Annotated in this window: 18 protein-coding genes and 1 pseudogene; 8 read left to right on the top strand and 11 right to left on the bottom strand. The window is 58.3% G+C overall.

Annotation, left to right across the window (positions count from 1 at the left end):
• Positions 1 to 10: 10 nt before the first annotated feature.
• The 8 genes and pseudogenes from J6524_RS09040 to J6524_RS09075 all read left to right on the top strand — a co-directional run bounded on the left by J6524_RS09040 (position 11) and on the right by J6524_RS09075 (position 11,943).
• The gene (locus J6524_RS09040) at positions 11 to 682 is read left to right on the top strand and encodes a hypothetical protein (RefSeq protein WP_225670022.1); all 672 of its coding nucleotides are present in this window, start codon (positions 11 to 13) and stop codon (positions 680 to 682) included.
• 489 nt (positions 683 to 1,171) lie between these two features.
• A complete protein-coding gene (locus tag J6524_RS09045) occupies positions 1,172 to 3,406 on the top strand; it encodes a hypothetical protein (protein ID WP_225670023.1) in 2,235 nt (744 codons plus the stop codon).
• A gap of 145 nt (positions 3,407 to 3,551) precedes the next feature.
• Positions 3,552 to 3,839, top strand: a complete 288-nt coding sequence (locus J6524_RS09050; RefSeq protein ID WP_028351141.1) for a DUF3363 domain-containing protein — start codon at positions 3,552 to 3,554, stop codon at positions 3,837 to 3,839.
• Between the two features lie 776 nt (positions 3,840 to 4,615).
• Positions 4,616 to 6,601, top strand: a pseudogene (locus J6524_RS09055) (hypothetical protein); the annotation flags it as partial.
• A gap of 2,077 nt (positions 6,602 to 8,678) precedes the next feature.
• Positions 8,679 to 9,053, top strand: coding sequence for a type 1 periplasmic-binding domain-containing protein (locus J6524_RS09060; RefSeq protein ID WP_225670025.1), 375 nt, complete (start codon positions 8,679 to 8,681; stop codon positions 9,051 to 9,053).
• Between the two features lie 35 nt (positions 9,054 to 9,088).
• Positions 9,089 to 9,778 carry a response regulator gene (locus J6524_RS09065; RefSeq protein WP_225670026.1) on the top strand — a complete coding sequence of 230 codons (690 nt, stop codon included), beginning with the start codon at positions 9,089 to 9,091 and terminating at the stop codon, positions 9,776 to 9,778.
• 73 nt (positions 9,779 to 9,851) lie between these two features.
• On the top strand, positions 9,852 to 11,267 hold the full coding sequence (locus J6524_RS09070) for a type II and III secretion system protein family protein (protein ID WP_225670219.1): 1,416 nt from the start codon (positions 9,852 to 9,854) through the stop codon (positions 11,265 to 11,267).
• 10 nt (positions 11,268 to 11,277) lie between these two features.
• Positions 11,278 to 11,943 (top strand): CpaD family pilus assembly lipoprotein, encoded by a 666-nt coding sequence (locus tag J6524_RS09075; protein WP_225670027.1) that lies wholly within the window; start codon positions 11,278 to 11,280, stop codon positions 11,941 to 11,943.
• A gap of 42 nt (positions 11,944 to 11,985) precedes the next feature.
• Here J6524_RS09075 and J6524_RS09080 read toward each other — a convergent pair whose 3' ends face one another.
• From J6524_RS09080 to J6524_RS09130, 11 genes are all read right to left on the bottom strand, one after another.
• The gene (locus J6524_RS09080; protein ID WP_225670028.1) at positions 11,986 to 13,023 is read right to left on the bottom strand and encodes an EscU/YscU/HrcU family type III secretion system export apparatus switch protein; all 1,038 of its coding nucleotides are present in this window, start codon (positions 13,021 to 13,023) and stop codon (positions 11,986 to 11,988) included.
• Positions 13,020 to 13,841, bottom strand: a complete 822-nt coding sequence (sctT, locus tag J6524_RS09085) for a type III secretion system export apparatus subunit SctT (RefSeq protein WP_225670029.1) — start codon at positions 13,839 to 13,841, stop codon at positions 13,020 to 13,022. Before sctT ends, J6524_RS09080 begins: the two co-directional genes overlap by 4 nt.
• Positions 13,842 to 14,126, bottom strand: coding sequence for an EscS/YscS/HrcS family type III secretion system export apparatus protein (locus J6524_RS09090; protein WP_028350693.1), 285 nt, complete (start codon positions 14,124 to 14,126; stop codon positions 13,842 to 13,844).
• Positions 14,127 to 14,128: 2 nt separating this feature from the next.
• Entirely contained in the window at positions 14,129 to 14,794 is a 666-nt protein-coding gene (sctR, locus tag J6524_RS09095; RefSeq protein ID WP_028350692.1) for a type III secretion system export apparatus subunit SctR, read from the bottom strand.
• On the bottom strand, positions 14,787 to 15,842 hold the full coding sequence (gene sctQ / locus J6524_RS09100; RefSeq protein ID WP_225670030.1) for a type III secretion system cytoplasmic ring protein SctQ: 1,056 nt from the start codon (positions 15,840 to 15,842) through the stop codon (positions 14,787 to 14,789). Before sctQ ends, sctR begins: the two co-directional genes overlap by 8 nt.
• A 63-nt stretch (positions 15,843 to 15,905) precedes the next feature.
• Positions 15,906 to 16,436, bottom strand: coding sequence for a YscO family type III secretion system apparatus protein (locus J6524_RS09105; RefSeq protein ID WP_225670031.1), 531 nt, complete (start codon positions 16,434 to 16,436; stop codon positions 15,906 to 15,908).
• Positions 16,412 to 17,761 (bottom strand): type III secretion system ATPase SctN, encoded by a 1,350-nt coding sequence (sctN, locus tag J6524_RS09110; protein ID WP_312002364.1) that lies wholly within the window; start codon positions 17,759 to 17,761, stop codon positions 16,412 to 16,414. Before sctN ends, J6524_RS09105 begins: the two co-directional genes overlap by 25 nt.
• Positions 17,762 to 17,763: 2 nt before the next feature.
• Positions 17,764 to 18,381, bottom strand: a complete 618-nt coding sequence (gene sctL / locus J6524_RS09115; protein WP_225670032.1) for a type III secretion system stator protein SctL — start codon at positions 18,379 to 18,381, stop codon at positions 17,764 to 17,766.
• Entirely contained in the window at positions 18,371 to 19,009 is a 639-nt protein-coding gene (locus tag J6524_RS09120) for a nodulation protein NolU (protein ID WP_083754784.1), read from the bottom strand. Before J6524_RS09120 ends, sctL begins: the two co-directional genes overlap by 11 nt.
• Positions 19,010 to 19,019: 10 nt before the next feature.
• Positions 19,020 to 19,871, bottom strand: a complete 852-nt coding sequence (gene sctJ / locus J6524_RS09125) for a type III secretion system inner membrane ring lipoprotein SctJ (RefSeq protein WP_028350687.1) — start codon at positions 19,869 to 19,871, stop codon at positions 19,020 to 19,022.
• Positions 19,872 to 19,891: 20 nt separating this feature from the next.
• Complete coding sequence (locus J6524_RS09130; RefSeq protein WP_312002366.1) at positions 19,892 to 20,416, bottom strand: nodulation protein NolB; 525 nt, start codon at positions 20,414 to 20,416, stop codon at positions 19,892 to 19,894.
• Positions 20,417 to 20,476 lie beyond the last annotated feature (60 nt).

Here is a 20,476-nt window from a genome sequence, read left to right on the forward strand (position 1 = left end):
ATTACTGCCAATGTTAGCTACGCCCGTTTACATCATCTGCTCGCCTAGCCCGCAGGTCGGTAAGACCCTCGTCTCTCGCCTCATGAGCGAGTTCTTGCTGCTGAAGAATGGCACTGCGCTCTCCTTCGACATCAACCTGAAGGAGCCGTCACTGGTCGATTACCTCCCTAACATCACTGAGACGGCGGATGTGATCGACACATACGGCAAGATGCAGCTGATGGACCGGCTTATCCTGGACGATCGGGTGGCCAAGGTAATCGATCTTGGCTTCCATGCCTTTGATGAATTCTTCAAGATGTGCGAGGAGATCGGATTCATCAGGGAGGCGCTCCGCTGCCGTGTTGCCCCCGTCGTCCTGTTCGTGGCCGGCACCGACCGCATCTCCTCGCGCAGCTATGAGATGCTGAGGTGGCGGATTCCGCCAGGAGCGCTAATCACCGTCCACAATGAATTCATGCTGCGCGGCGAGTTACCTGAAGCCATGGATGGCGCGCGTGTACTCCGCTTTTCGGCGCTACCAGTATTTCTAAAGACCTACGTCGACCGACTGAGCTTTTCATTCACAGGATATCTGCGCAACGAGAAGGATTCGTCCAGCGAGTTGCATCAGTGGATCTGGCGCAACTACGTCATGTTCCGCGATCTCGAATCAAGGGCGATGCTACAGCCGTCGTCTTGAGTCGGATTCCGCATGTGGAGAATTCCCGGGAACAAGTGTTCTTCATTTTGGTCGTATCGCTCGCAGACATAATGTGCGAGCTGTCGGCGAGGCCGTTTGCCCGCTTCGTTTCGGGAGGGCCTCGTGCGTGGTTTGGGCCAAAACTCACGTGGCGAGTACGCCGCAGCTTTCTGGAGAAAATCAACGTGGTCGCCGTTGGCTCATTATGAACTTCTGAGACTCGTCAGCTTCTCAACAGGTAACTCTCCTAGCATGAGAACGTCGATATCTAGACGGCGACGTCATCCGTCGTAAAGGAAATGAACACCCGATTGCTTGATCTCGGAAATCGGAGGGGCGTGGCGGCGGTCTCGGTTGCTACAAATGATTGTTGATTGTCGGTTGGCTTCAGGCTTCGACAGTCGGAATCTCGGCCGAAAGCTCCACCGCTTCCACTCAATCAGCCTACCGTGCGCCAGAAACGAGCTTTGCTGTGGGATGTGAGGTGCCATGGAGCGAACGAATAACAACTTTAACCTGTTTGATTTTGATGTGGAAGGATTCGCACGAGCGTACTATCAACAGTCGCGCGCGGGGCAGCAATCGGGCAATACGAGCGAGCAAGCTAGCTTTGAGCAGCAGATGGGCGAGTTGCAACTCAATTCGCCTGATGAGAGCTCCGCAACCTCCAGTTCACCTGATGAAAGTCCAAAGAAGGGCGGTGGAGGAATCCGGCGCACTGACCTCGGCGGTTCGATGAGGATGCCGCCACACTCCCCGCTGATTGACAACTCGTTCAGCAGCACGCGCCACAGCGTAGACATCCCCCGAACTCACTTTCGAGATTCGGCTCAATTACCGTCGCAGTCCAGTTTGCGGGATGATCTGTTCAGCAGTGCGCGCTACACTTTGCCACCTGAGGAGCAGCCCGCGATTCAGACGAAGAATAGCAAGAGTCGCGGACTGTGGTCGCGTATCAAGTCAGGTGTCGGAAAGGCGTTTGGGACTAGTCGCAGCGAAGAGCCGTCGGGCTCCACGGCTGAGCAAGAGGTCTTTTCAACGAAGTTTCGCGTAGATTACGCCAAGCAGCCCGGCCGAACACGCGGGGTCCCTCAGGAGGACGAGGAGCTGTTTGAGGACTTCAAAAGCAGAGCCAAGCTCACCCGGGACGACGGCACCGGCAAAGCACTGGGCGACGGCACTGTCCGAAATGCGATAGCCGATCTGCGAAATTTCAGCGCCTGGCTTAGCGAGAACGGGAGGCCATCAATCGCAGACCGTATTGGCAACCCGGAGTTAGAAGCTGGGTTGGATGCCGATGTAGAGGCCTACGCGAGGGATTCCAAGAAGGATCCTAAGCTTACGAGGAGGCGCACCAACGCGGCCTTGAAAAAACTCCGCGACGTCGGCGCCGGAAACGCCTTGTCCGCCGATATCCGCCGCCTGGCTCCTTATGCCACAGACGCGACCCTCATCGACATGTTGGCCAAGGCAGAAAAGGCGACAGCCAGGGTTGAGCCGGAGACGGTTGATAGACGGGCGCGCCGTCTTTACAGGCTGAGTGACTGGCTGAAAACACGGGAAAAAGGCGCCATGGCTGGCCGACTGAACGACGATGGGCTGGCCCAAGATGTTAAGGAGTATAGGAATCAAACCGGGGACTCCAAAATTGACGCCGATTTGCTCAGGCTTCGGCGTTACCAGCAAGTCCTCGAGGCGAACAGAGCGCTGGGGCTGGCTCCTCCTGAGAGCGCGCCTCCGCTCGCCGGGGAAGGCGCTCGGCAGCCCGGATCGCCGCAGGAGCTTCCCGCAACGCCAGCTACTCCGAGCGAGGGAGCTTGGGATTGGTTCAGGAATCAGATGCAAGACCCCGCGTCGTCCTCATTCACGCCGCACCATGATCCGCAGCTGCACTCGCTTCAGGAGCTTCCGGCAACGCCAGCCACCCCGAGCGCGGGCGCTTGGAATTGGTTTAGAGAGCAAATGCAAGAACCCGCGTCATCCTCGTTCACACCGCACCGCGGCCCGCAGCTGCACTCGCTTCAGGAGCTTCCGGCAACGCCAGCCACCCCGAGCGCGGGCGCTTGGAATTGGTTTAGAGAGCAGATGCAAGAACCCGCTTCACCATCATCTGCGAGGCGTCCGTCGTCAGACGTCTACGGCGGGCTTGGGCCGCTGCTTAATTTGAATCCGCCCACACCGTATGAATTGCGTGACGACGCTCACTCTGTGCCGGCGCCTGACCTCGCCAGACAGCCGTCGTTCGTTGGACCATCAGGGGCCCCTCAGGAGCTACTGGATATCGGCTCTATCGTTGGCGAAGGCTGGCACCACGGCTCTCAATCGGCCTCGGACGTCTTGATCGATGTACTGAGCAACATCAATCTCATGCCGAACCAGTTTGGCCCAAGCCAGTTCGCGATCAACGGTGAGCATTACTCGGCCACGTTTGGGCCGGGAGGGCGCAGGGACGTTCGTCTCATCCATCATCCTCGCGCGAGGCCGATGAATGAAGCTGGGCCATCGCGTCAGCCCATAGCGGATCTTGGGTTTCTTATCCGCGGGGGATGGCAGCACCGCGAACGCTGGCTTCCGCCTTACCTTGTCCGTGTACTAGAGGGGGAGCACCTCATGCCGCAAGCCGGGCGCCCGACACATATCAACATCCGCGGCGTGCCTTACAGGGCCGAGTTGCTGGAAACGGACGGCGGCTCACGCGTTCGTATTTATCCCGAAGCTGGTTGAAGAACGCGCTTGGGCTGCAACCTCGAGGGTCAGCGGGGCGGCGCACCGGGAAACGTTTTACCCGGGAGCAAGCGGCATAGGCTTGCTCGCAGCAGGGCACCAAGGGGAAACGCCTGGGCGTGCATGAGCGTTTGGATAAAAGGAAATGGCAAACGCGAAATTCAAGTTAGTTGGTGCCGAGGTCCGCGCGGCACTCGAGCGGTTGATCGATGTGCTGGCAGACCTGGGGCTTGCCTACCGTCAAGGCGACAAGGTCAAGCTTGGCCGCAACCTGATCGAGAGCCTGCAGCGTGAGCTTGACACCATCGGAAGAGGCCTCGCCGAGGAAATGGGGCTTGCGCATTACCCGCTGATGCAGGTGAGTAGACTGCGGGGATCTATTGCCGATAGGCTGTCGCACGTCTCGTTGCGCTTGGGCATGATCGACCATTGATCTCGGTTTCAGCTCGTGCCCTGGTTCTCATCGCTCCAGTGCGAATTGAGCAACTAGGTGAGCGGCGTCGCCGGCCAGTCAGCGTTGACTAGAGCCTTAGGGACAAACGCGGCCTTTCGCTCTGACCCACAGATCTGTGCGGTGGGACCCGCGCGACTTGCGATGCGCGAGCGGATCGTGGTTGTGCTCGCAGGTCAGAACATGTCCAGATCTCGTATGTCCCGACAAAATCACCCAGCATCAGGTGATCCGTAAACGTCGTTTTGCCCCTACCCTCTCGCGGCGCATGCGATAGGCGAGGTTCGCGATTTCCTTTGAAGGGACCGCCTTGCATTTATTCTTGACTATTACGCTTAAGTCGGACGCGACGGCGCCGACTGGAAGTGGTCACGAAAAAAGGACGCCGGCGTTGGATCTCTAATGACGATAAGGCTCGGATTGTGGAGGAGACGATGGTTCCAGCCGCCGCCTCTTCCGAGATTGGCCGGCGCGAATACCTCCCGGCTACGGGACCTTGGCCACGTCAGGTTCTCGAAAGCTTGCCCGAGTAGAAGACCTGCTCAGTTGTCTTTGGACGTGAGGCTAGCGTGGACCCGCAAAATTTTGACCCATCGAATTTAACAACGTGGCCCCGGGCGCAACACGCTGCGCAAGAACATCAAGGGGACCGACCCGGGCAAGAGGTTTTTGAGCAGCAATTGCACGAGGCGCGTCAGGCCGATAATGCGCTGGCCGACAGATGGCCAAGCCGTAGTCCCCCTTCAAATGTGTCTAGCGACGGCCAGCAGTCCCCGGACGAGCTGATGGGTGCGTTTGCCAGGAGCAACCTCCTGCCAAGCAAGGAGGTCCTCATCGACAATGAACATGACACAGATGAGTTGAGAACAGCGAAGAGGCCGAGGACCCTAGAGAATCCGCAAGGGATTGCGATTGAGCGGCAGCTGAGCGAGATCGCCGGTTCAGGAGGTGGTGGTGGAGAAATGCCGGCCGCCTCGGCGCTGCAGCCGGTTCAGTCAACCGGGATTGTGATACGGAGGCATCAGTGGGACAATCGGGAGCCTGTTTATTCCGAGGATGCTTCCGCTATCTTGGGGCTTGAGGAGGCCCTCATCAAGGGCGGGATGGCCGCCAGCGGGACGAAGCAGCATGTAAACGCTCTTCTTAGCTATAGCCGTTGGCTCTTCGCAAAACGCAGACCGAGCATTGTTGCTCGGATGGACAGTAAGTCGCTGAGCGATGGCGGTGACGTACGCGAGTTCGTCGGAAAAGGCAATCCCACGAGACTCCTGGCAGCATTAGACCGTCTCCGCACCTTTCGGTCGACGGGCGAAGTCAAAGTCGTCCCAAGGAGCGGTCGCGCCAAGCTCAATCCTGCCGCCCCGAACGTGGCCCCCATCCATTCCGAAAGCGCGGTACTGATGGAACCGAGGCGCCTCGACAACGCCGTTGCGCAACACAGCGCGGCGCCGCAGCCGGCTCAGTCGACGGGGATTGTGAGAGGGCACGACATGCGGCCTCCTTCTTCCGAGAATGCTCCCGTTGTCCCGTGGCTTGAGAAGGCCCTCATCGAGGCCGGGACTAGGCGCCTCGACATCGCCGCTGCGCAGCTTAGCGCGTCCTCGGCGCTGCGGCCGGCTCAATCAAGTGGGGTTGTGACAGGGTCGGACATGCGGCCTGTTTATTTCGAGGATGCTCGCGATATCTCGGGGCTCCAGGAGGCCTTCATCAAGGCCGGGTTGCCAAGAGAATCCGCCCGCCAATATGCAAGTCCTCTTCGTAGCTTTAGCCGTTGGCTCTTCGCAAAAAACAAACCAAGCCTTGTTGCTCAGCTCGACAGTGAGTCGTTGAGCGGTGACGTGTCCGGGTTCATCGGGAAGCGTAATCCCGACGGACTCCTTAGGGCAATAAACCATCTCCGGACCTTCCGGTTGACAGGGACGATCGTGCTCCCCTACACCAAGCGCAATCTTCACCCCTCGGACGCGGCTCCCATTCATCCCGAAAGCGCGGTATTGATGGAGCCGAGGCGCCTCGACCACGTCATTGCGCAGCACAGCGCGTTGCAGCAAGCCAGTCGGCCCGAAGAGATTCGGGAACTGCGGGATGATCAACCCGCCCCATCGGCTTTCGTCCAAGGGCGTGTCGCGTTCGATCCAGAGCAGATTTCTCGGGAGGAGCTTCGGCAAGTGCTGGATAATCAACCCATCCCGTCGCCAGTTTTCGTCTCTTCAGAGGAGCTTCAGCGACTGGAAAACGATGTGCATGACGAGCCTGACGGCCGACGGGACGAATACCCTGCCCAGTCGTTCTCCATCGATCCAGAAGAGTTTACTTTCAATCTAGAGGAGTTCTCTCCAGGGGAGCTTCGACGACTTCTTGATGATGACTCTGCGCAACTAGGCGAACTTCAGGAACGGCGGAATGATCAACCCGCGCCCTCGGCTTTCGTCGAAGGGCAGGTCGCGTTCGATCCAGAGCAGATTTCTCAGGAGGAGCTTCGGCGACTATTCGATCATCTAGATAATCAACCCATCCCGTCGCCAGGTTTCGTCCCTTCAGAGGAGCTTCAGCGACTGGAAAACGAATTGCATGACGAGCTTGACGGCCGACGGAACGATCACCGTGCCCAGTCGTTCTCCATCGATCCAGAAGAGTATACTTTCAATCTAGAGCAGTTCTCTCCAGGGGAGCTTCGACGAGATGATGGACCCCCACAGTTGGAAGTGGATCGCCTAGCCCGCCAGTCGCCAATCGACGAATGAGTAAAACGAGCCGTTCGCCGAGCCCGCCACCGTGTGATCACAGTTTTGGCATATCCAGCTCGGCTCGGCGCATCAGGTTCGAGAGTCATTCAAGCATCGGTCTGATCGGCGCCGTCGAGGAACACGCAGCAGTTACTATCCTGTGGAGCTCTGATACGGTCCTCCGCGCTGCGGCCGCAGATCTCCTTCTCAGTCGCATAGCGCGATCGTCTAGTCTAAGAGCATCGGGTCTTGAATCTCGCCCGGTGCTCGGGCGCGTCAGCGGCTCGTTCCATCCGGCTTCTACGAAATCGCACACATCCCCCGCGCGCGGCTCCTGCCGCCACGCGACCTCACCGAACCCTCTGATCTGGTGGGTAAATTGCGGGGGATCTATCACCGAAAAATTGTCGATCGCCTCGAGTCGCTTTGCCGTGATGGCATCAGTCTCGGTTTCAGCTCGTGCCCTGCCCCCTCGCTCGAGCGCGAATTGAGCAACTAGGTGGGCTGCATCTCCGCGCTAACTGGAGGCTTAGGCGCAAACGCGGCCTTTTCGCTCTGCCCCCCGATCTCTGTGCTGGGACGCGCGCGACTGCGATGCGCGGGCTGGGCCGTGGTTGTACCAGGGTCGATGGACCTTTCCGTATCACTATAGCTCGTAGTGGCGCCCATCGTCGTAACGGCCCTCGCCAGAAGCTCCTTGTGATGACTTGATGACCGCTGCACCTTGGCCGCTCGTCTTGGGAAGCCGCCTCGCCTTCATGGCAGGCTCTGGCATGCGACTTCCTAATCAGCCCGGATCCTTAAATCAGCTCGAACGGGCCTAGTGATCCAGCCGAATGCCTCCTCGATCCGCTTGCGGATGCGCTGGCTGACAGCATAGCCGCCGTGTCGGGTGGAAGACTTCGTCAACGAGCTGCGCTCGATGAACGTGACGCCGCATGTGGCACAGAACTGATGGTGATCTGTCAGGAAACGACGCGCCCCTTGCTTATCGCGGGTGAAGTGGTGCAACTCTCACCCGCGCGATGGCTTATCAATTTGCGTCGGTGCACGACGTCACCGGATATAAAGACGGCAACACGTCGGACAAGATTATGAATCGAGGTCAGGGGTTTGGCCGTTTATATTCATGCAACGAGCTTTCGGAAGACCCGAATCGTACGCAGCATCAGATTGTGCTGTTTCCGACACAGGTCGCGACAATACTTGCTGACAGATAGCAAGAAGCGCGAAATGTCTCAAACCGCCATGACAGGCAGAGTCTCGCGGCCAGAACAGGCTCTCTAGTTCCCGTAAGATGCTTTGCTATTTGATGCGTCGGGTGCTTTTCATTGATCTTCCGTGTGGCTACCTCAGCAGGCCTGCGATTTATAAAATATTCCGTGCCACGAGCTCTCGAAGGGACTTGAATCGCACGTAGCGTCAGATTGTAGGGTTTCCGACATCAGTCGCGACAATGCGTCGCGCGCAACACTTCCTGACAGGTAGCAAGAATTGCGAATGTCTCCAACCCGTAGGGCCACGCCGCCCGACCCCGTCACGCTTCTCGTTCAGTCCACCGGAAGGCCTGTTGGCAACGCCGCCTACGCGCCGGAGGGGGTACCCGCGCCAGCCAAGTTGAGGCGGCAACAGCACGATGAGCTGAGGAGCAGTACTCGCTGTCTTCGCGTTCCCTTTGTCGGAGCGGAAACGAAGTTGACTCCAAGTTCGGCATCTGCCGCCGTTCGTTCCGAGAGGTGGAATGCAGGCGGCGGAACCACGCGAACCACATGCCTGATAACGCCGCTGCGAGGACGGACCCGTCATTCGTCGGTGTGCCAGATGGGCCGCAGCCTAGCGGGCGCGTTGGATCTGTCTGAATGCCGGGTTTCGCCCGCTCCCGATGCACGTCATCGCCCACCTAGACAATCTTTTCATAGCCCGCGGCGCATTGGTTGTTCGTCCCACGCTAGCGGCATCTAGAGCATCGGCCCGCTGCGGGGGTGCGATCCGTCTTCACGCGTTCAAGCTTGCATTTGCTGTGATCAAACGACCTCACACGTCGATGGCATAGCAAGACTCACCGCAGAGTCAGGGCAACATGGGAACCTTCCAAATGTCTCGTATCAGTTCGTATGCCAATCCAGCCATTCTCTCTTGTGCTTTGGTTTCGAGTGCGCGTGCTAGCGATGCGCTCGCCGAGCCGATGACCAGAAGCACTGCCGCGATTGGCGCGAAAATGTACGAGGGCCGAGCCACAGCGCTCAATGCTTTTACTTATTCTGGCCTGATTGCCGACATGAAGACCACGTTGAGCCTTGTCGAGGACGTATGCGATCCTCAGCAGACGGCCGAAAGTGCTAATCGGCAGGCAATGGGCGGAGTGAGAGCTAGCCGTCGGCAACATTGCTCTTCTTGGTCGGTACCTTCTCCCGACGTTTACGTTGAAGCTGGAGAACTCAATTTCGCCCGACTTCATGGTCGACGGTGACCTGCTTGGTAGTTTTGGCATGAAGAGGCAATGAAATGCGAACGCTACTGGTTGATCATGATGAGGCCCTTGCGCGCGCTGTGCAAGGAGCGCTCTCGGATTGCGGCTTCGCGGTTGATGTGGCGGGCACTCTGGATGAGGCGGCGACCGCTCTGGACTACGCCAAATACGACATTCTTCTGCTCGAGTTGGCTCTACCGGATGGAAACGGCTTGGAGTGGCTGAAGCGGTTGAGACGCGACGGACATTTTATGCCTGCCATGGTGATGAGCAGCCGCAATGATCTCGGTAGGCGGATCGCCATTTTCAATGGTGGTGCAGACGATTTTCTGCCGAAGCCCGTGTCTACCGATGAACTCATCGCTCGGATGCGAGCCATTCTGAGGCGATCAACGCAAATGACAGCCCCCGTCGTTGTGTTTGGCAATCTAAAATTCGATCCGATCGCCCGGCAAGTTTCAGTTGGTGGTCGGCCGCAAAAGATTGCACGACGCGAAGTGTGCATTCTCGAGCTTCTGCTCAGCCGCGCAGGCCGCGCCGTGCCTCGCGCCTCGCTGGAGGACAGCCTCTATGCGTTTGACGATGAGGTCTCTACCAATGCGCTTGAAGTCGCAATCTATCGCTTGCGCGGTCATTTGAATCAGTCTGGTGCTACGCTACGGATCACGACCGTACGCGGCATCGGCTATATCCTTGAATTGAATAGCGCGGCATCGGCCGCGTAGTCGATCGAACTTGAAAGCAAAGACTACCTTGAAGATCGCTCTTGATAATGAGGGTGGCAGCGATCGACGCTCGATCGTCGCTAGCGCCCTGTGGTCTGCCGTTTGTCCTTCTCTTTCCCACCTCCTGTGCGCGGTCGCTTTGCTATCACCACTAGCTGCCGCAGCTCAGACGACGCGGGACGCTAGAGGAGGCCCGCCGCGCGCGGCTCTTAGCAGCATCAACGGGACGCTCGACCTTTCCTCCTCGCTCGGCAAGACAATTCATCTGCCCGGGCCGGCGGCGAGCATCTTTGTCGCCGACCCGACGATCGCGGATTATCAAGCGCCATCGAATACAACCATCTTCGTCTTTGGCAAGAAGTCCGGACGGACCAGCCTGTTCGCTTTGAACGACAATGGGGAAGCTCTCGCCGAGTTGCGTGTTGTCGTCACGCAGCCGATCGAGGATCTGCGTGCCATGTTGAAGGCCCAGGTCGGCGACTATCCGATCCAAGTCAGCTATACCCCCCGCGGCGCGATCCTTAACGGTACGGCTCCCAATGCCGATATCGTCGCCACTGCCGTGAAGGTCACAGAGCAGTTTCTCGGTCCGGGTGCGCTGGTCGTCAATAAAATTCAGGTCGCCGGCTCGTTACAGGTCAATCTGAGCGTTCGCGTAGCGGAGGTCTCACGCAGCGCCATGAAGGAGCTCGGCATCAACCTCTCCGCTTTGGGCCAGAATGGCACTTTTTTCTTTAGCAGCGGCAAAGGTGCTGGTTCCGGCACGGCTAGCGGCGGCGGCAAGGCAGGTATCGGCTTCAGCGCCGGTAGTATCAACATCGGCGCTGTTCTCGACGCGCTCGCCAGCGAGCACCTCGCTTCCGTGCTGGCTGAACCGAATCTCACCGCAATGTCCGGTGAGTCCGCGAGCTTCCTTGCGGGCGGCGAATTTCCAATTCCGGTCATGCAGGACAACCGACAGGTTTCGGTCCAATTTCGTCATTTTGGAGTGAGCCTCGACTTCGTCCCGACCGTTCTTAACAACAATCAAATCAATGTCCGCGTGAAACCTGAGGTCAGCGAGATTTCGAAGGAAGGTGAGGTCAAAGTGAACGGTATGGCCGTGCCTGCCCTCTCTACGAGGCGTGCGGAGACGGTTATCGAGCTTGGGAGCGGACAAAGCTTTGCAATAGGCGGGCTAATCAGGCGTAACTTCAGCACGGATATTAGTACTTTTCCTTGGTTAGGCGACCTTCCCATTCTCGGTGCACTGTTTCGCTCTTCTTCCTTTCAAAAGCAGGAGACGGAGCTCGTTATTATTGTCACGCCTTACATTGTCCGGCCAGCATCGAATCCGAATCGGATGAGCGCCCCCGCCGACCGCATCGGACCGCCCTCAGATCTGGGGCGCACATTGACGAACACGTTGGCAAGCCCGCCGCGAGGCCGCGACGCTCCGCGCACCAGTGTACCAGGCGCGACAGGCGGCGCCGCCTTTATTATCGAATAAGGATCGTCGAATGACTTTACGAGCCCTGCCCCATCTGTTCATTCTGATGGCGAGCCTAGGCGGCTGCACAAGCACTACTCTGGTCAACACCGGGGCGGCTGAACAAGCAACCGTGGTGCAGCAGCAGAACAGTGTCTTGGTGCTGCAGAGCCTTCGTGGCCTCGAGCGGTATCGGCTGCGGGATTTCATTGCCGCCGCCAGCCGCGGTCGGTTTGATGCGCTCCATCTCGATATCACCGGCTCGCCCCGGCTCGCCGCGCAGGTAGCCAGCGAGGCCCGCGCAATGGGCGTCGCGCCTTACAACGTCCGCCTGTTCCGCCCTCGCATCGACCGGCCTGTCGGCTTCGCGGTGCAAATCGAGGCCATTGTCTATGAAGCACGTCCTCCCGTCTGTCCGTCCCTTTCGATCATTGGTCCCTCGGTTAACGATAATTCGTTCGACCAGACGCTAGGCTGCTCAATCCGCAACAATCTGGGAATCATGGTCAACGATCCGGGCGATCTGCTGGACAATAGAGCTGTCATGGCAACAAAAGGCGATCGTGCCGCCATTCCTGTTGCCACATATGGGTCCATGGGACGGCGCAACAAGAGCGACTTGGAAGATGGAATTGCCAACAGGTCCTCGCCAGAAACCGGGTCAACGGCAACGAGGGATATACAGTCGCCGCGATAGTGCGCGCCGGATCGCGTCGCAATCATTGCTGCCATAAGATGTCTAGACCAGCCCGGCGGAATAGAGTGCTCTCGCAACCCCTTCAAAGCACTTCCCAGGAACGGCGTTGCCCAGCATGGCATTCCGCATGAGCTGACGCGCCAGGGCCGGGTCCTGAACAATGCTGAGGCGCAGCGACTGCGCCTCAGCAAGCAGTCGTGAGGCAAGTTCGCCCTCACCACGGCAAACCACGATCGGCACGCCGGTCTCGCCACGAATGTAGCGAAGCCCAATCAAGATCGCTTGTCCTGTCACTATCAATGTAGCGCGATGCACGCCAAGCGGAGGCTCGTTCGCCGTCTCCTGTCGAAGGCGACGGTGTTCTCGTTTGACCTGCGGATTGCCCTGCTGTTCTTTGGACTCGCGCTTGGCCTCGGTCTCCGTCATGCGCATGTCCTGTAAAAACAACCAGCGCTGGATAAGAAGATCGGCCAATCCGGCGATCAGAAAAGCACCGGCGGCAATTTCAGTCAGCAATTTGATCTCAGTGAACACGAAGCTGAGACACCGCCTACCGCAGGTCGGCAAGTATACCAGTGCCTTCCAACTTGCGACAACCGTGAGTAGCAGGCTTGCGCCGAGAACGCACAGCTTAAGAAGCGACTTCGCGAGTTCAATGAGCGACCGCTTAGACGCAATCCGCTTGAGCCCCTTGATGGGATCCAAATTCTCGAATTTCGGCTTTAAGGGCTCGAAAGAGACGTTTAATCCACCATTGGCTAGGACTCCCGCTAGAATACCAGCGGCAACACCGGCCCCGAGAAATGGACCAACGGCCGCAAAAAACAGTTCGATCAAGCCGCCCAGCGCCTGGTGGACCGCGCTTGTGAACGGCTGCCCCTGCAGTTTGTCGATTAGCCGTACTGTTTCATGCCACTTGGTCTCAATGAGGCCCGCTCTTAACCAGAGGCAGCCGAAACCGGCGCAAACACTGACTGCGCTGACCAAGTCGGTGCTGCGCGGACTCTGCCCTTTCTTGCGAGCATCTTTTAGCTTCTTGGGAGTGGGAGGGAGCTTCTTCTCTTCGCTCGAGCCACTCATTTAAGGAGATTCTTGAACAACTCGAGCACGGTGTTGGACTGACTGATTTCCGATCCCATATATTCGACGAGGAAGGTGGCGTAACTTACCATGATTATCCCATACGCCAGATTCTTCATGGTGGGAGAGACATCGTTCAGCTTGAGTTGCGGCGCAAACCGCCCGAGTATCATGACCGACACATCGAGTAGCAGCAGGAATGCCAACACCGGGCCAGAGACCAGTAGCGCCGTATACATGATGTGACCGAGAAGCCCCAGAAATGCCATCGCGCCTTGCACGGTTAAGCTAGGCATCAACCGATACACGGGCCAGATCAAATAGCTGCCATAAAGGCCCCTAATCATATTCTCCAATCCCCCGGCTAGAACGAAAATCGTAATCGCAGTGGTACCGAGCAAAACCGCCGTCGCCGAAGCCTGGCCACGCGTGGCTGGATCATCGGAAGCAACAGGGTTCGTAATCCCTCGTTGGGTATCGATGATCTCACCCACTGCCTGGATGCTCCATAACGGAATACTGAGCAAAAAGCCGATGAGCAGGCCGACGAACACCTCCTTCAAACCGAGCAGCGTCACACTGATCAGTCGTGAGCCCTGATCCAACGACTGCAAGCCGTGCCTGATCTGCAACAGGCATGGCAGTCCCATCGCAAAGGTCACGCAGCCGCGGATCAGCCCGCTAATGCGCGGCAGCGTAAATACGGGAAGGACCAACATAATGCCAAGGGCGCGGGCTGCCGCGAGCCCGGCTGCAAGCACGAGTTCGATCGCCTCCTGGATCAGAGTTTGCGTTTCGGTGAGTGAGGGGACGTTCATCTAACGTCGACTAATACTTGCTGTGAGTGCGGGAAAGTCGGTAAATACCTGCTCTGCTTCCTTGATCAGCGCGGCGCTGAGCACTGGAGAGAACAAAGCGATCACCGCGACAACGACCAGAAGCTTCACAGTCAGTGGCAACGTTTGATCCTGAAGCTGCGTTGCCGCTTGGATGATACCGACGACCAAGCCGACAACGACCGCGGCGATAAGCGTAGGCAGAACCCAGATCATGAAGAGCACAAGTGACCGGCTCATATGAGTGAGAATGCTCGCCTCATCCATGCTTAGCCTCCCGGTGTTGTGTAGCTGAGCACCAGCCCGTGCATGAGCCGCGACCAGCCGTCGATTGAGACGAATAGGAACAGCTTAAAAGGCACGGATATCACCGTTGGCGAAACCATCGACATACCCATGGCCATCAAGATCGTCGTTACAATCAGATCGATGGTGATAAAGGGCAGATAGAGAAGAAAACCAATTTCGAATCCACGCTTGAGTTCCGAAATTAGGAACGATGGCACCAGAATGACCAGGTCATCGGCGCTCACGTTGCCGCGCATGTCCTCGGGCCAGACCTGTTCGGTTGAAGCCAAGAAGAAACGGCGCTGCTCGTCAGCGGTGAACTTCTTCAGATGCCCCCGCAGCGGCTCCTGCGCCTCCTTTGCGGCGCTTAGCCAATCGTCGACCGTTTGGTAGCGGAGTTGTGGCGCAGAAAGGCGATTATAGGTCTGTTGAATCACTGGCGCGCTAATGAAAACTGTCAGGATCAGCGCCGCCCCGTATAGAACGAGGTTCGGTGGGATAGATTGAGTCCCGAGCGCGTTGCGAACGAGGAAGAGCACGACGGATACTTTTATGAACGCTGTGCTTGTTACGACTAGGAACGCCAGCAGGCCAAGGCCGGCTGTGAGCGCAAGAAGACCAAGAATTCCCGGTTGAATGTCAGTCATTGACGGCCAACCTGCCCCGCAACCTGACGCCGAGCTCCCCGCCGATGCTTACGATGTCCCCGCGGCCTATGCGGCGGCCGTTAGCAAGGATATCAACCGGTCCGTCGAGCGGCCGGCCAAGTTCGAACACATGTCCCTCGCTGATATCCCTCAAGGCTCCGAGTGCGACAGTCCAGCGGCCGCATTCGAAAACAAGAGTAATCTCGATGTTGTCGAGATCACCTTCAGAGGGCGGCCGGGGTTTTTCGGATTGGGTCATCATATGTGCACACTCCAGGGGATGTGGTTGGAGGCGGAACGCCCCCCGTACGATCAAGCGATCCTCTGCAACGTGTGCTGGAGCCCATAAGGTTCCCGTGTTGAGGATGGCTTGGCCACGGGCGAAGGGTATTACGTCCGGCAATAGAGCGTCTCCTGCATTTGCTTTCCGTAGCAACGCGACTGTCGCACGGAGCGAGCCGATCTCTCCTTTAACGATGACAGGCAATTCTGAGGGACGCTGGCGATCCTCTCGCGGCAGCTGACTGATTAGTCCGCCTAACGCCCGAAACGCAGGTGGAACTGAACCATCGAGAGGTGAGAACAGGAACAGGCGCGCTTTGCCCTTGAATGGGCCGTAGGTGATTTCGAGCTCCAGATAAGGACCTCGAGCCGTCGCTTCGCTCAAACAAATCAGCTGCAAATTCTGTTGCGTCAGACCCTCTAGTTGATTGAGCAACGGATCGAGTGCAAATTCGACGAGAAGCGAACGAGTGGGCTCGGCAGGCAGGCCAAGCCCACTTTGCACCGTCGCGATCAACCCTTCTACAACCGGACGGGCCAAGGATAAGATGATTGTTTCATGTCCAATGGTCCAAACGCAGTCGAGCATCGATACCGCACACGGCTCCGGCTCCCAAACAAGCCGTTCCATCCGCAGGGATAGCGGCTTATCACTTAGACGGCTTTGCAGAGGCTTGCGGGCTGCAGCGATCTCGTTGAGCCAAGAGACGACCGCAGGGGACAGGGTTAGCGCCGGTTTAAATCCCGATTGTTCACCCGTAGCCATGGTCACAGGCGCGTCTACAAGACAAGGCGCTTTCCCTGGCATAAGAGAAGAAGCCATCAGAGTTCAGTCGCCAGCCGTGTGAGTACGCGAACCACTGCCATACCGAAGCAAAACCTCATCATCGGCCTCTATCTCGGCTTCCGCCTCTGAATGGGCATCACTCGCGCGCTGAACGTCGCCTTCAATTTGCTGCCATTTGTGACTCGCAGCTGAGCACTTGGTCAAAATAGTCCTCGCCTCGAAGACCGCCGTCTCGGCCCGCTCTTGAGCGGCGCGCGCTTCCTCAAGCGTTCGGCGTGCTCCTGCGATCTCAGCCTTGAGCCGTCCAATGACGATGTGACAGCGACGATCGAGCTCTTCGACAGATAGCGAATCAGAATATGCCAGTTCTCGGTAAAGCTCCGCTTCGAGCGCCGCTTGGCTTTTTTCGGCCGTTGCAAGATCCCGGACAGCTTGTTCCACCGCTTGAAGCGCGGTGCGGCGCTGGGCCTCCATGTTGGACACCTCACGAAGGGCGCTCCGCTGTCTCATATCCTTCACTAGCCGCAATTTCGAGGCATGGACACGATTCACGCGGTCAGACGTGACATCCATGTGACCGTCTCCTCAAAGCTTGACGCCTCGTCTCCGCCCTGACGCAGGAATTTCCGCAACTCCTCGATCGAATTGATTGCCCGGTCTGTCAGAGGATCACTGCCTTGCTTATATTCGCCAACCTTCACCAAGAACTCGGCCTCGGCGTAGCGGGAGAGCAGGTCACGGAAGAAGGAAGCCGCCTTTCGATGCGATCCAGAGACGACCGCATTCATCACGCGGCTGCGGCTTGACAATACGTCAATAGCTGGAAAATGCTCGCGTGCAGCCAAAAGGCGTGAGAGAACAACGTGGCCATCAAGAATGCCTCGTGATTCTTCGGCGATTGGATCACCCGAGCCGTCGCCTTCGACAAGCACAGTATAGAAGGCCGTGATTGAGCCGCGCTCGCCCATGCCGGCACGCTCCAACAGGCCAGGAAGCATCGCAAAAACCGATGGCGGAAAGCCGCGCCGCGTCGGCGGCTCTCCTGCGGCAAGGCCGATTTCGCGCATGGCGCGGCTAAAGCGCGTCAATGAGTCCATCATCAGGACGACGCGAAGTCCTTCATCACGAAAATATTCAGCGAGTGCCGTCGCCATGTGAGCGCATTGCGCTCGTTCCATTGCCGAGCGGTCGGAGGTCTCAACGACAACGACGGTTCGGCGAAGCGCTACCTCACCAAGGTGCTGCTCGATGAATTCCCGCACTTCACGACCGCGCTCACCGATCAACGCGACTATGGTGGCGTCGGCAGCCGCGCCTTTTACAATCTGCGACAGGAGCGTCGACTTACCGCACCCTGGGTCTCCGTAGATGCCGATCCGCTGCCCCTCGCCACATGTCAGAAGCCCATCCAAGACACGGACGCCGAGTGGGAATGTTCGCTCGATACCGCGCCTTGTCATTGGGTTGGGTGCTTTACCGCGCAGCGGACGAGTTTGAGCGACGTTGATTGGACCCTTTCCGTCGATTGGCCGGCCGAAGCTGTCGATCACCCGGCCAAGCAAATCGGGGCCGACCGGTACTTCATGCATTCGTCCGGTCGCGACCACTTCTGCTCGGCTGGATAAGCCCGCCATATCACCAATAGGAGTGAGCAATACCCCATCTTGCGATAGGCCGATGACCTCGGCCTCGAGAGACCATCCGGTGCGGGGATCCTGCAACAGGCAAAGCTCCCCTATACGGGCCTCTGGCAAGACAGCATGGAGCAAGGTGCCGACCGCCCGTGTGATCCGCCCTCGTACAGCACGCGTGTCGATATGCTTTGCTGTAGATTTCAGAGACGATAGCGCGGCGTGCAGATTCCTCTCTCCCGCCGCATGGGTTGCTGATGTGGTCACGGTCAGTCTTCCTTTGAAGGCAAACCCAGGCCAAGGCGTAGAGCTCGGAGCTGCGCGGCAACTCCAATGTCCACATTGCCAAATTCGCTCCACAACACGCACTGCTCTGTCGTTAGAGCCGGATCCGGATCAACCCGCACTTTCGGCCGGCCCTCCTGTCCATCGCACGTAGCGAACTCGCGCGCCAGCGCATCGGCTTTCAGAGGAGAGACATGAAGGCAAATTTCCGCGCTACCATATTTTTGCTCGATCGCGTGACGAACGGTCCTCACCAACATGTCGCCTGGATCAAACGTGCCCAGCAGATCGCTCACGATCTCCATGACGAGCTGCGGCAACTCCTGCTCCAGAATGGCTTTTCGCTGCGCAAGTGCGGAAGTAGCCTGCGCGATCAGCCGAGACATTTCCTCGGCGCCGCTCTTGAAGCCATCCGCACGGCCGCGCGCTCGCTCCCGCTTATAAGCTGTCAGTCCCCAGCCGCGAACGCGTTGCAGATGCCGCTCGGCAGCCGCGCGCGCTTCTACGGCATCGCACCAGATCCCGATCTCGGCAGCCGATATGAGAGGCCCGAGCGGCCGTATCTCGGGGGCCACCGGCAGCGCTGGGTCATCAGCTGTCATGCCGTGGCGTCTCCCTCAACAAATGGGCTATCACCAAGGAAAGCACTGAGCCCGCGGCATTGCGGTGTTCGGCCGCTGGATTCTCGGCAGCAGTGCCCATGGGCAAGCGTAACAGCACGCGCGTGCGATCAAGTGCCGAGGCTTCGTCGAGCCAAGCACCTAGGCAGGCATGGCCATCGTGTTCAATCTGTTGCGAAAGCTGCTCCGGATCAGCGGTAGCTGCGATTGCGACCGCGCTGGCCAAGTTCCGGATACCGAAAGCGTGCGCTTCTGCCCCGATACGGTCGAGCAGAATCGCAAGATGCTGCTTTGAGACGAGCTTTAGGAGCGAGCGAGCATGCCAGATACTGCCGGCAAGCAAAGCAGCCCTACTCGGATCATGGCCGAGCAGAAGATCATCTCCCCAGTTACGGCCGTTGGAGTCCATTTGATTAGCAAGCAGCATTTCAGCAAGTCTTATCTGCAGCCTTGAGCTTTTCTGTAGCCGCACTAAAGTCGAAGACGACAGCCGCCCATCAAGACGGGCAGCAAATCGGGTCAGATGGGTGGAGGCAGCAAGCTCGCGCAGGCCCTCAGAGAGCGATTCGGACCACGTATCAGAACCGGCGGATGGCAGCGGCATGGGCATTTGCTCACTCCTATGCCTTGTCGGAAGCGATCTTTTTACTGGGAGGCTGGATAGCGGGCACGTTCGAACGAATGCCAAATCTGGATCGCGCGCGCGACGGCTGGGCGCGCTGACGCATAAGAGAGCCCAGGAATATGTAGCACAGAAGGCCAACGGCAGCGCCGCCTCCCCCGATAGCGGCCGCAAGTACCGGATCTGAAATGGATTTTTTCGACCGAGCGGACGCAGCTGGCGGGACCGGCTGCTCAAGCGGAGCCCGCTCAACCGGCACAAAGACCACCGCCACCTTGTCATAGGATAGGCCCTCGATGCTGTTGGCGACCAGCATCTTGATCTGCGGTAGCAGGAGCGAGAGCTTTGCATTGGAGTTATGTCGAACGAACACCGACGCTGAGGACGGCATCGTGTCCTGGCGCAATAGATCATTTTTCGGCAAAACAACGTGGACACGCGCGGATATGACGCCGTCGATATCGCTGATCGTGCGCGACAATTCTTCGCTCAGGGCATAAACGTAGCGGGCGCGCTCCTCGATCGGCGAGGCAACCAGGCCCGATCCTTTGAACACCTCGCCGAGGTTCTTGAAAGGGTGGCGTGGCAACCCCTCGAGATTTAGTAGCTCAATCGAATAGGCTAGCTGCTTCTCCTCGACCTGGATCGTGCTGGTCCCGTCCTTGGCAGTAACACGGACCGCATCGACGCCCTTGCTAAGCAGGAGAGCAAGCATCTCATTGGCCTCGCGCTCCTGCACTTTGGTGTAGAGATCGGCCTTACAGCCAATCAAGGGGAGGAGAAGCGATAGCACGGCAAAAACACGCAACCGCCGACCGGATAGGCGGGCATGGCCGTTTTGTCCATAGATGAAACCAGACGTCAACGAACTCAGCCCGCCGATAGCAATTTGTTCAAAGATGAGCTGACCGCGCTGGTGCTCTTGGACACAAGCGAAACCTCGACGACACCCTTGTAAACGTCGCGCAGACCCGCGACCATCGCGTCGAAGTCGAGCACCCCTTCCGGTTTGCCCGCGGGGTTCGTCCCGACTAGCTGCGACCGAGACAGCGGCTGAGCGGCCGGCCCAGGTTGAACGGCCTTCGAAATGGCCACCACACCGCCGCTCGTTACAGAAGGAACGGGGTTGCCCCGATACATCGAAGAGAGAGCCTGGAGCACGCGCTCGCCAGGCGGGCTAGCCTGCACTGTTGCACGCTGGACCTCTGACACAGCAGGAACGGACGCTGCCCTATCTGTAACTGAGGAGGCAGCGTCTGATGTCGAAGCGACATGCAAAAGAGTCTGCTGAAACTGGCTCTGCTGGCCGATGACTGCCGGCTGGCAGAGCCCTGATAGACTGTCGGCAGGGTTCAGAGAGATCGGCGTAGCGCCTAGCATGATCGAAGGTGTCATTGGTTTGGCGGCGATGAGAGTCGCCGTTGTTAAGAATTGATGGTCAATACCGTAAAGAGG

This window comes from Bradyrhizobium hereditatis (assembly GCF_020329435.1).
Lineage (GTDB): Bacteria > Pseudomonadota > Alphaproteobacteria > Rhizobiales > Xanthobacteraceae > Bradyrhizobium > Bradyrhizobium hereditatis.

Bases quoted from the DNA above. Each gene is read 5' to 3' on its own strand.
- J6524_RS09080 (WP_225670028.1), bottom strand. From the start codon at position 13,023: ATGAGTGGCTCGAGCGAAGAGAAGAAGCTCCCTCCCACTCCCAAGAAG.
- J6524_RS09075 (WP_225670027.1), top strand. From the start codon at position 11,278: ATGACTTTACGAGCCCTGCCCCATCTGTTCATTCTGATGGCGAGCCTA.
- J6524_RS09130 (WP_312002366.1), bottom strand. From the start codon at position 20,416: ATGACACCTTCGATCATGCTAGGCGCTACGCCGATCTCTCTGAACCCT.
- J6524_RS09040 (WP_225670022.1), top strand. From the start codon at position 11: ATGTTAGCTACGCCCGTTTACATCATCTGCTCGCCTAGCCCGCAGGTC.
- J6524_RS09060 (WP_225670025.1), top strand. From the start codon at position 8,679: ATGTCTCGTATCAGTTCGTATGCCAATCCAGCCATTCTCTCTTGTGCT.
- J6524_RS09105 (WP_225670031.1), bottom strand. From the start codon at position 16,436: ATGGATGTCACGTCTGACCGCGTGAATCGTGTCCATGCCTCGAAATTG.
- J6524_RS09045 (WP_225670023.1), top strand. From the start codon at position 1,172: ATGGAGCGAACGAATAACAACTTTAACCTGTTTGATTTTGATGTGGAA.
- J6524_RS09090 (WP_028350693.1), bottom strand. From the start codon at position 14,126: ATGGATGAGGCGAGCATTCTCACTCATATGAGCCGGTCACTTGTGCTC.
- sctR (WP_028350692.1), bottom strand. From the start codon at position 14,794: ATGACTGACATTCAACCGGGAATTCTTGGTCTTCTTGCGCTCACAGCC.
- J6524_RS09120 (WP_083754784.1), bottom strand. From the start codon at position 19,009: ATGCCCATGCCGCTGCCATCCGCCGGTTCTGATACGTGGTCCGAATCG.
- sctL (WP_225670032.1), bottom strand. From the start codon at position 18,381: ATGACAGCTGATGACCCAGCGCTGCCGGTGGCCCCCGAGATACGGCCG.
- sctT (WP_225670029.1), bottom strand. From the start codon at position 13,841: ATGAACGTCCCCTCACTCACCGAAACGCAAACTCTGATCCAGGAGGCG.
- J6524_RS09050 (WP_028351141.1), top strand. From the start codon at position 3,552: ATGGCAAACGCGAAATTCAAGTTAGTTGGTGCCGAGGTCCGCGCGGCA.
- sctQ (WP_225670030.1), bottom strand. From the start codon at position 15,842: ATGGCTACGGGTGAACAATCGGGATTTAAACCGGCGCTAACCCTGTCC.
- J6524_RS09065 (WP_225670026.1), top strand. From the start codon at position 9,089: ATGCGAACGCTACTGGTTGATCATGATGAGGCCCTTGCGCGCGCTGTG.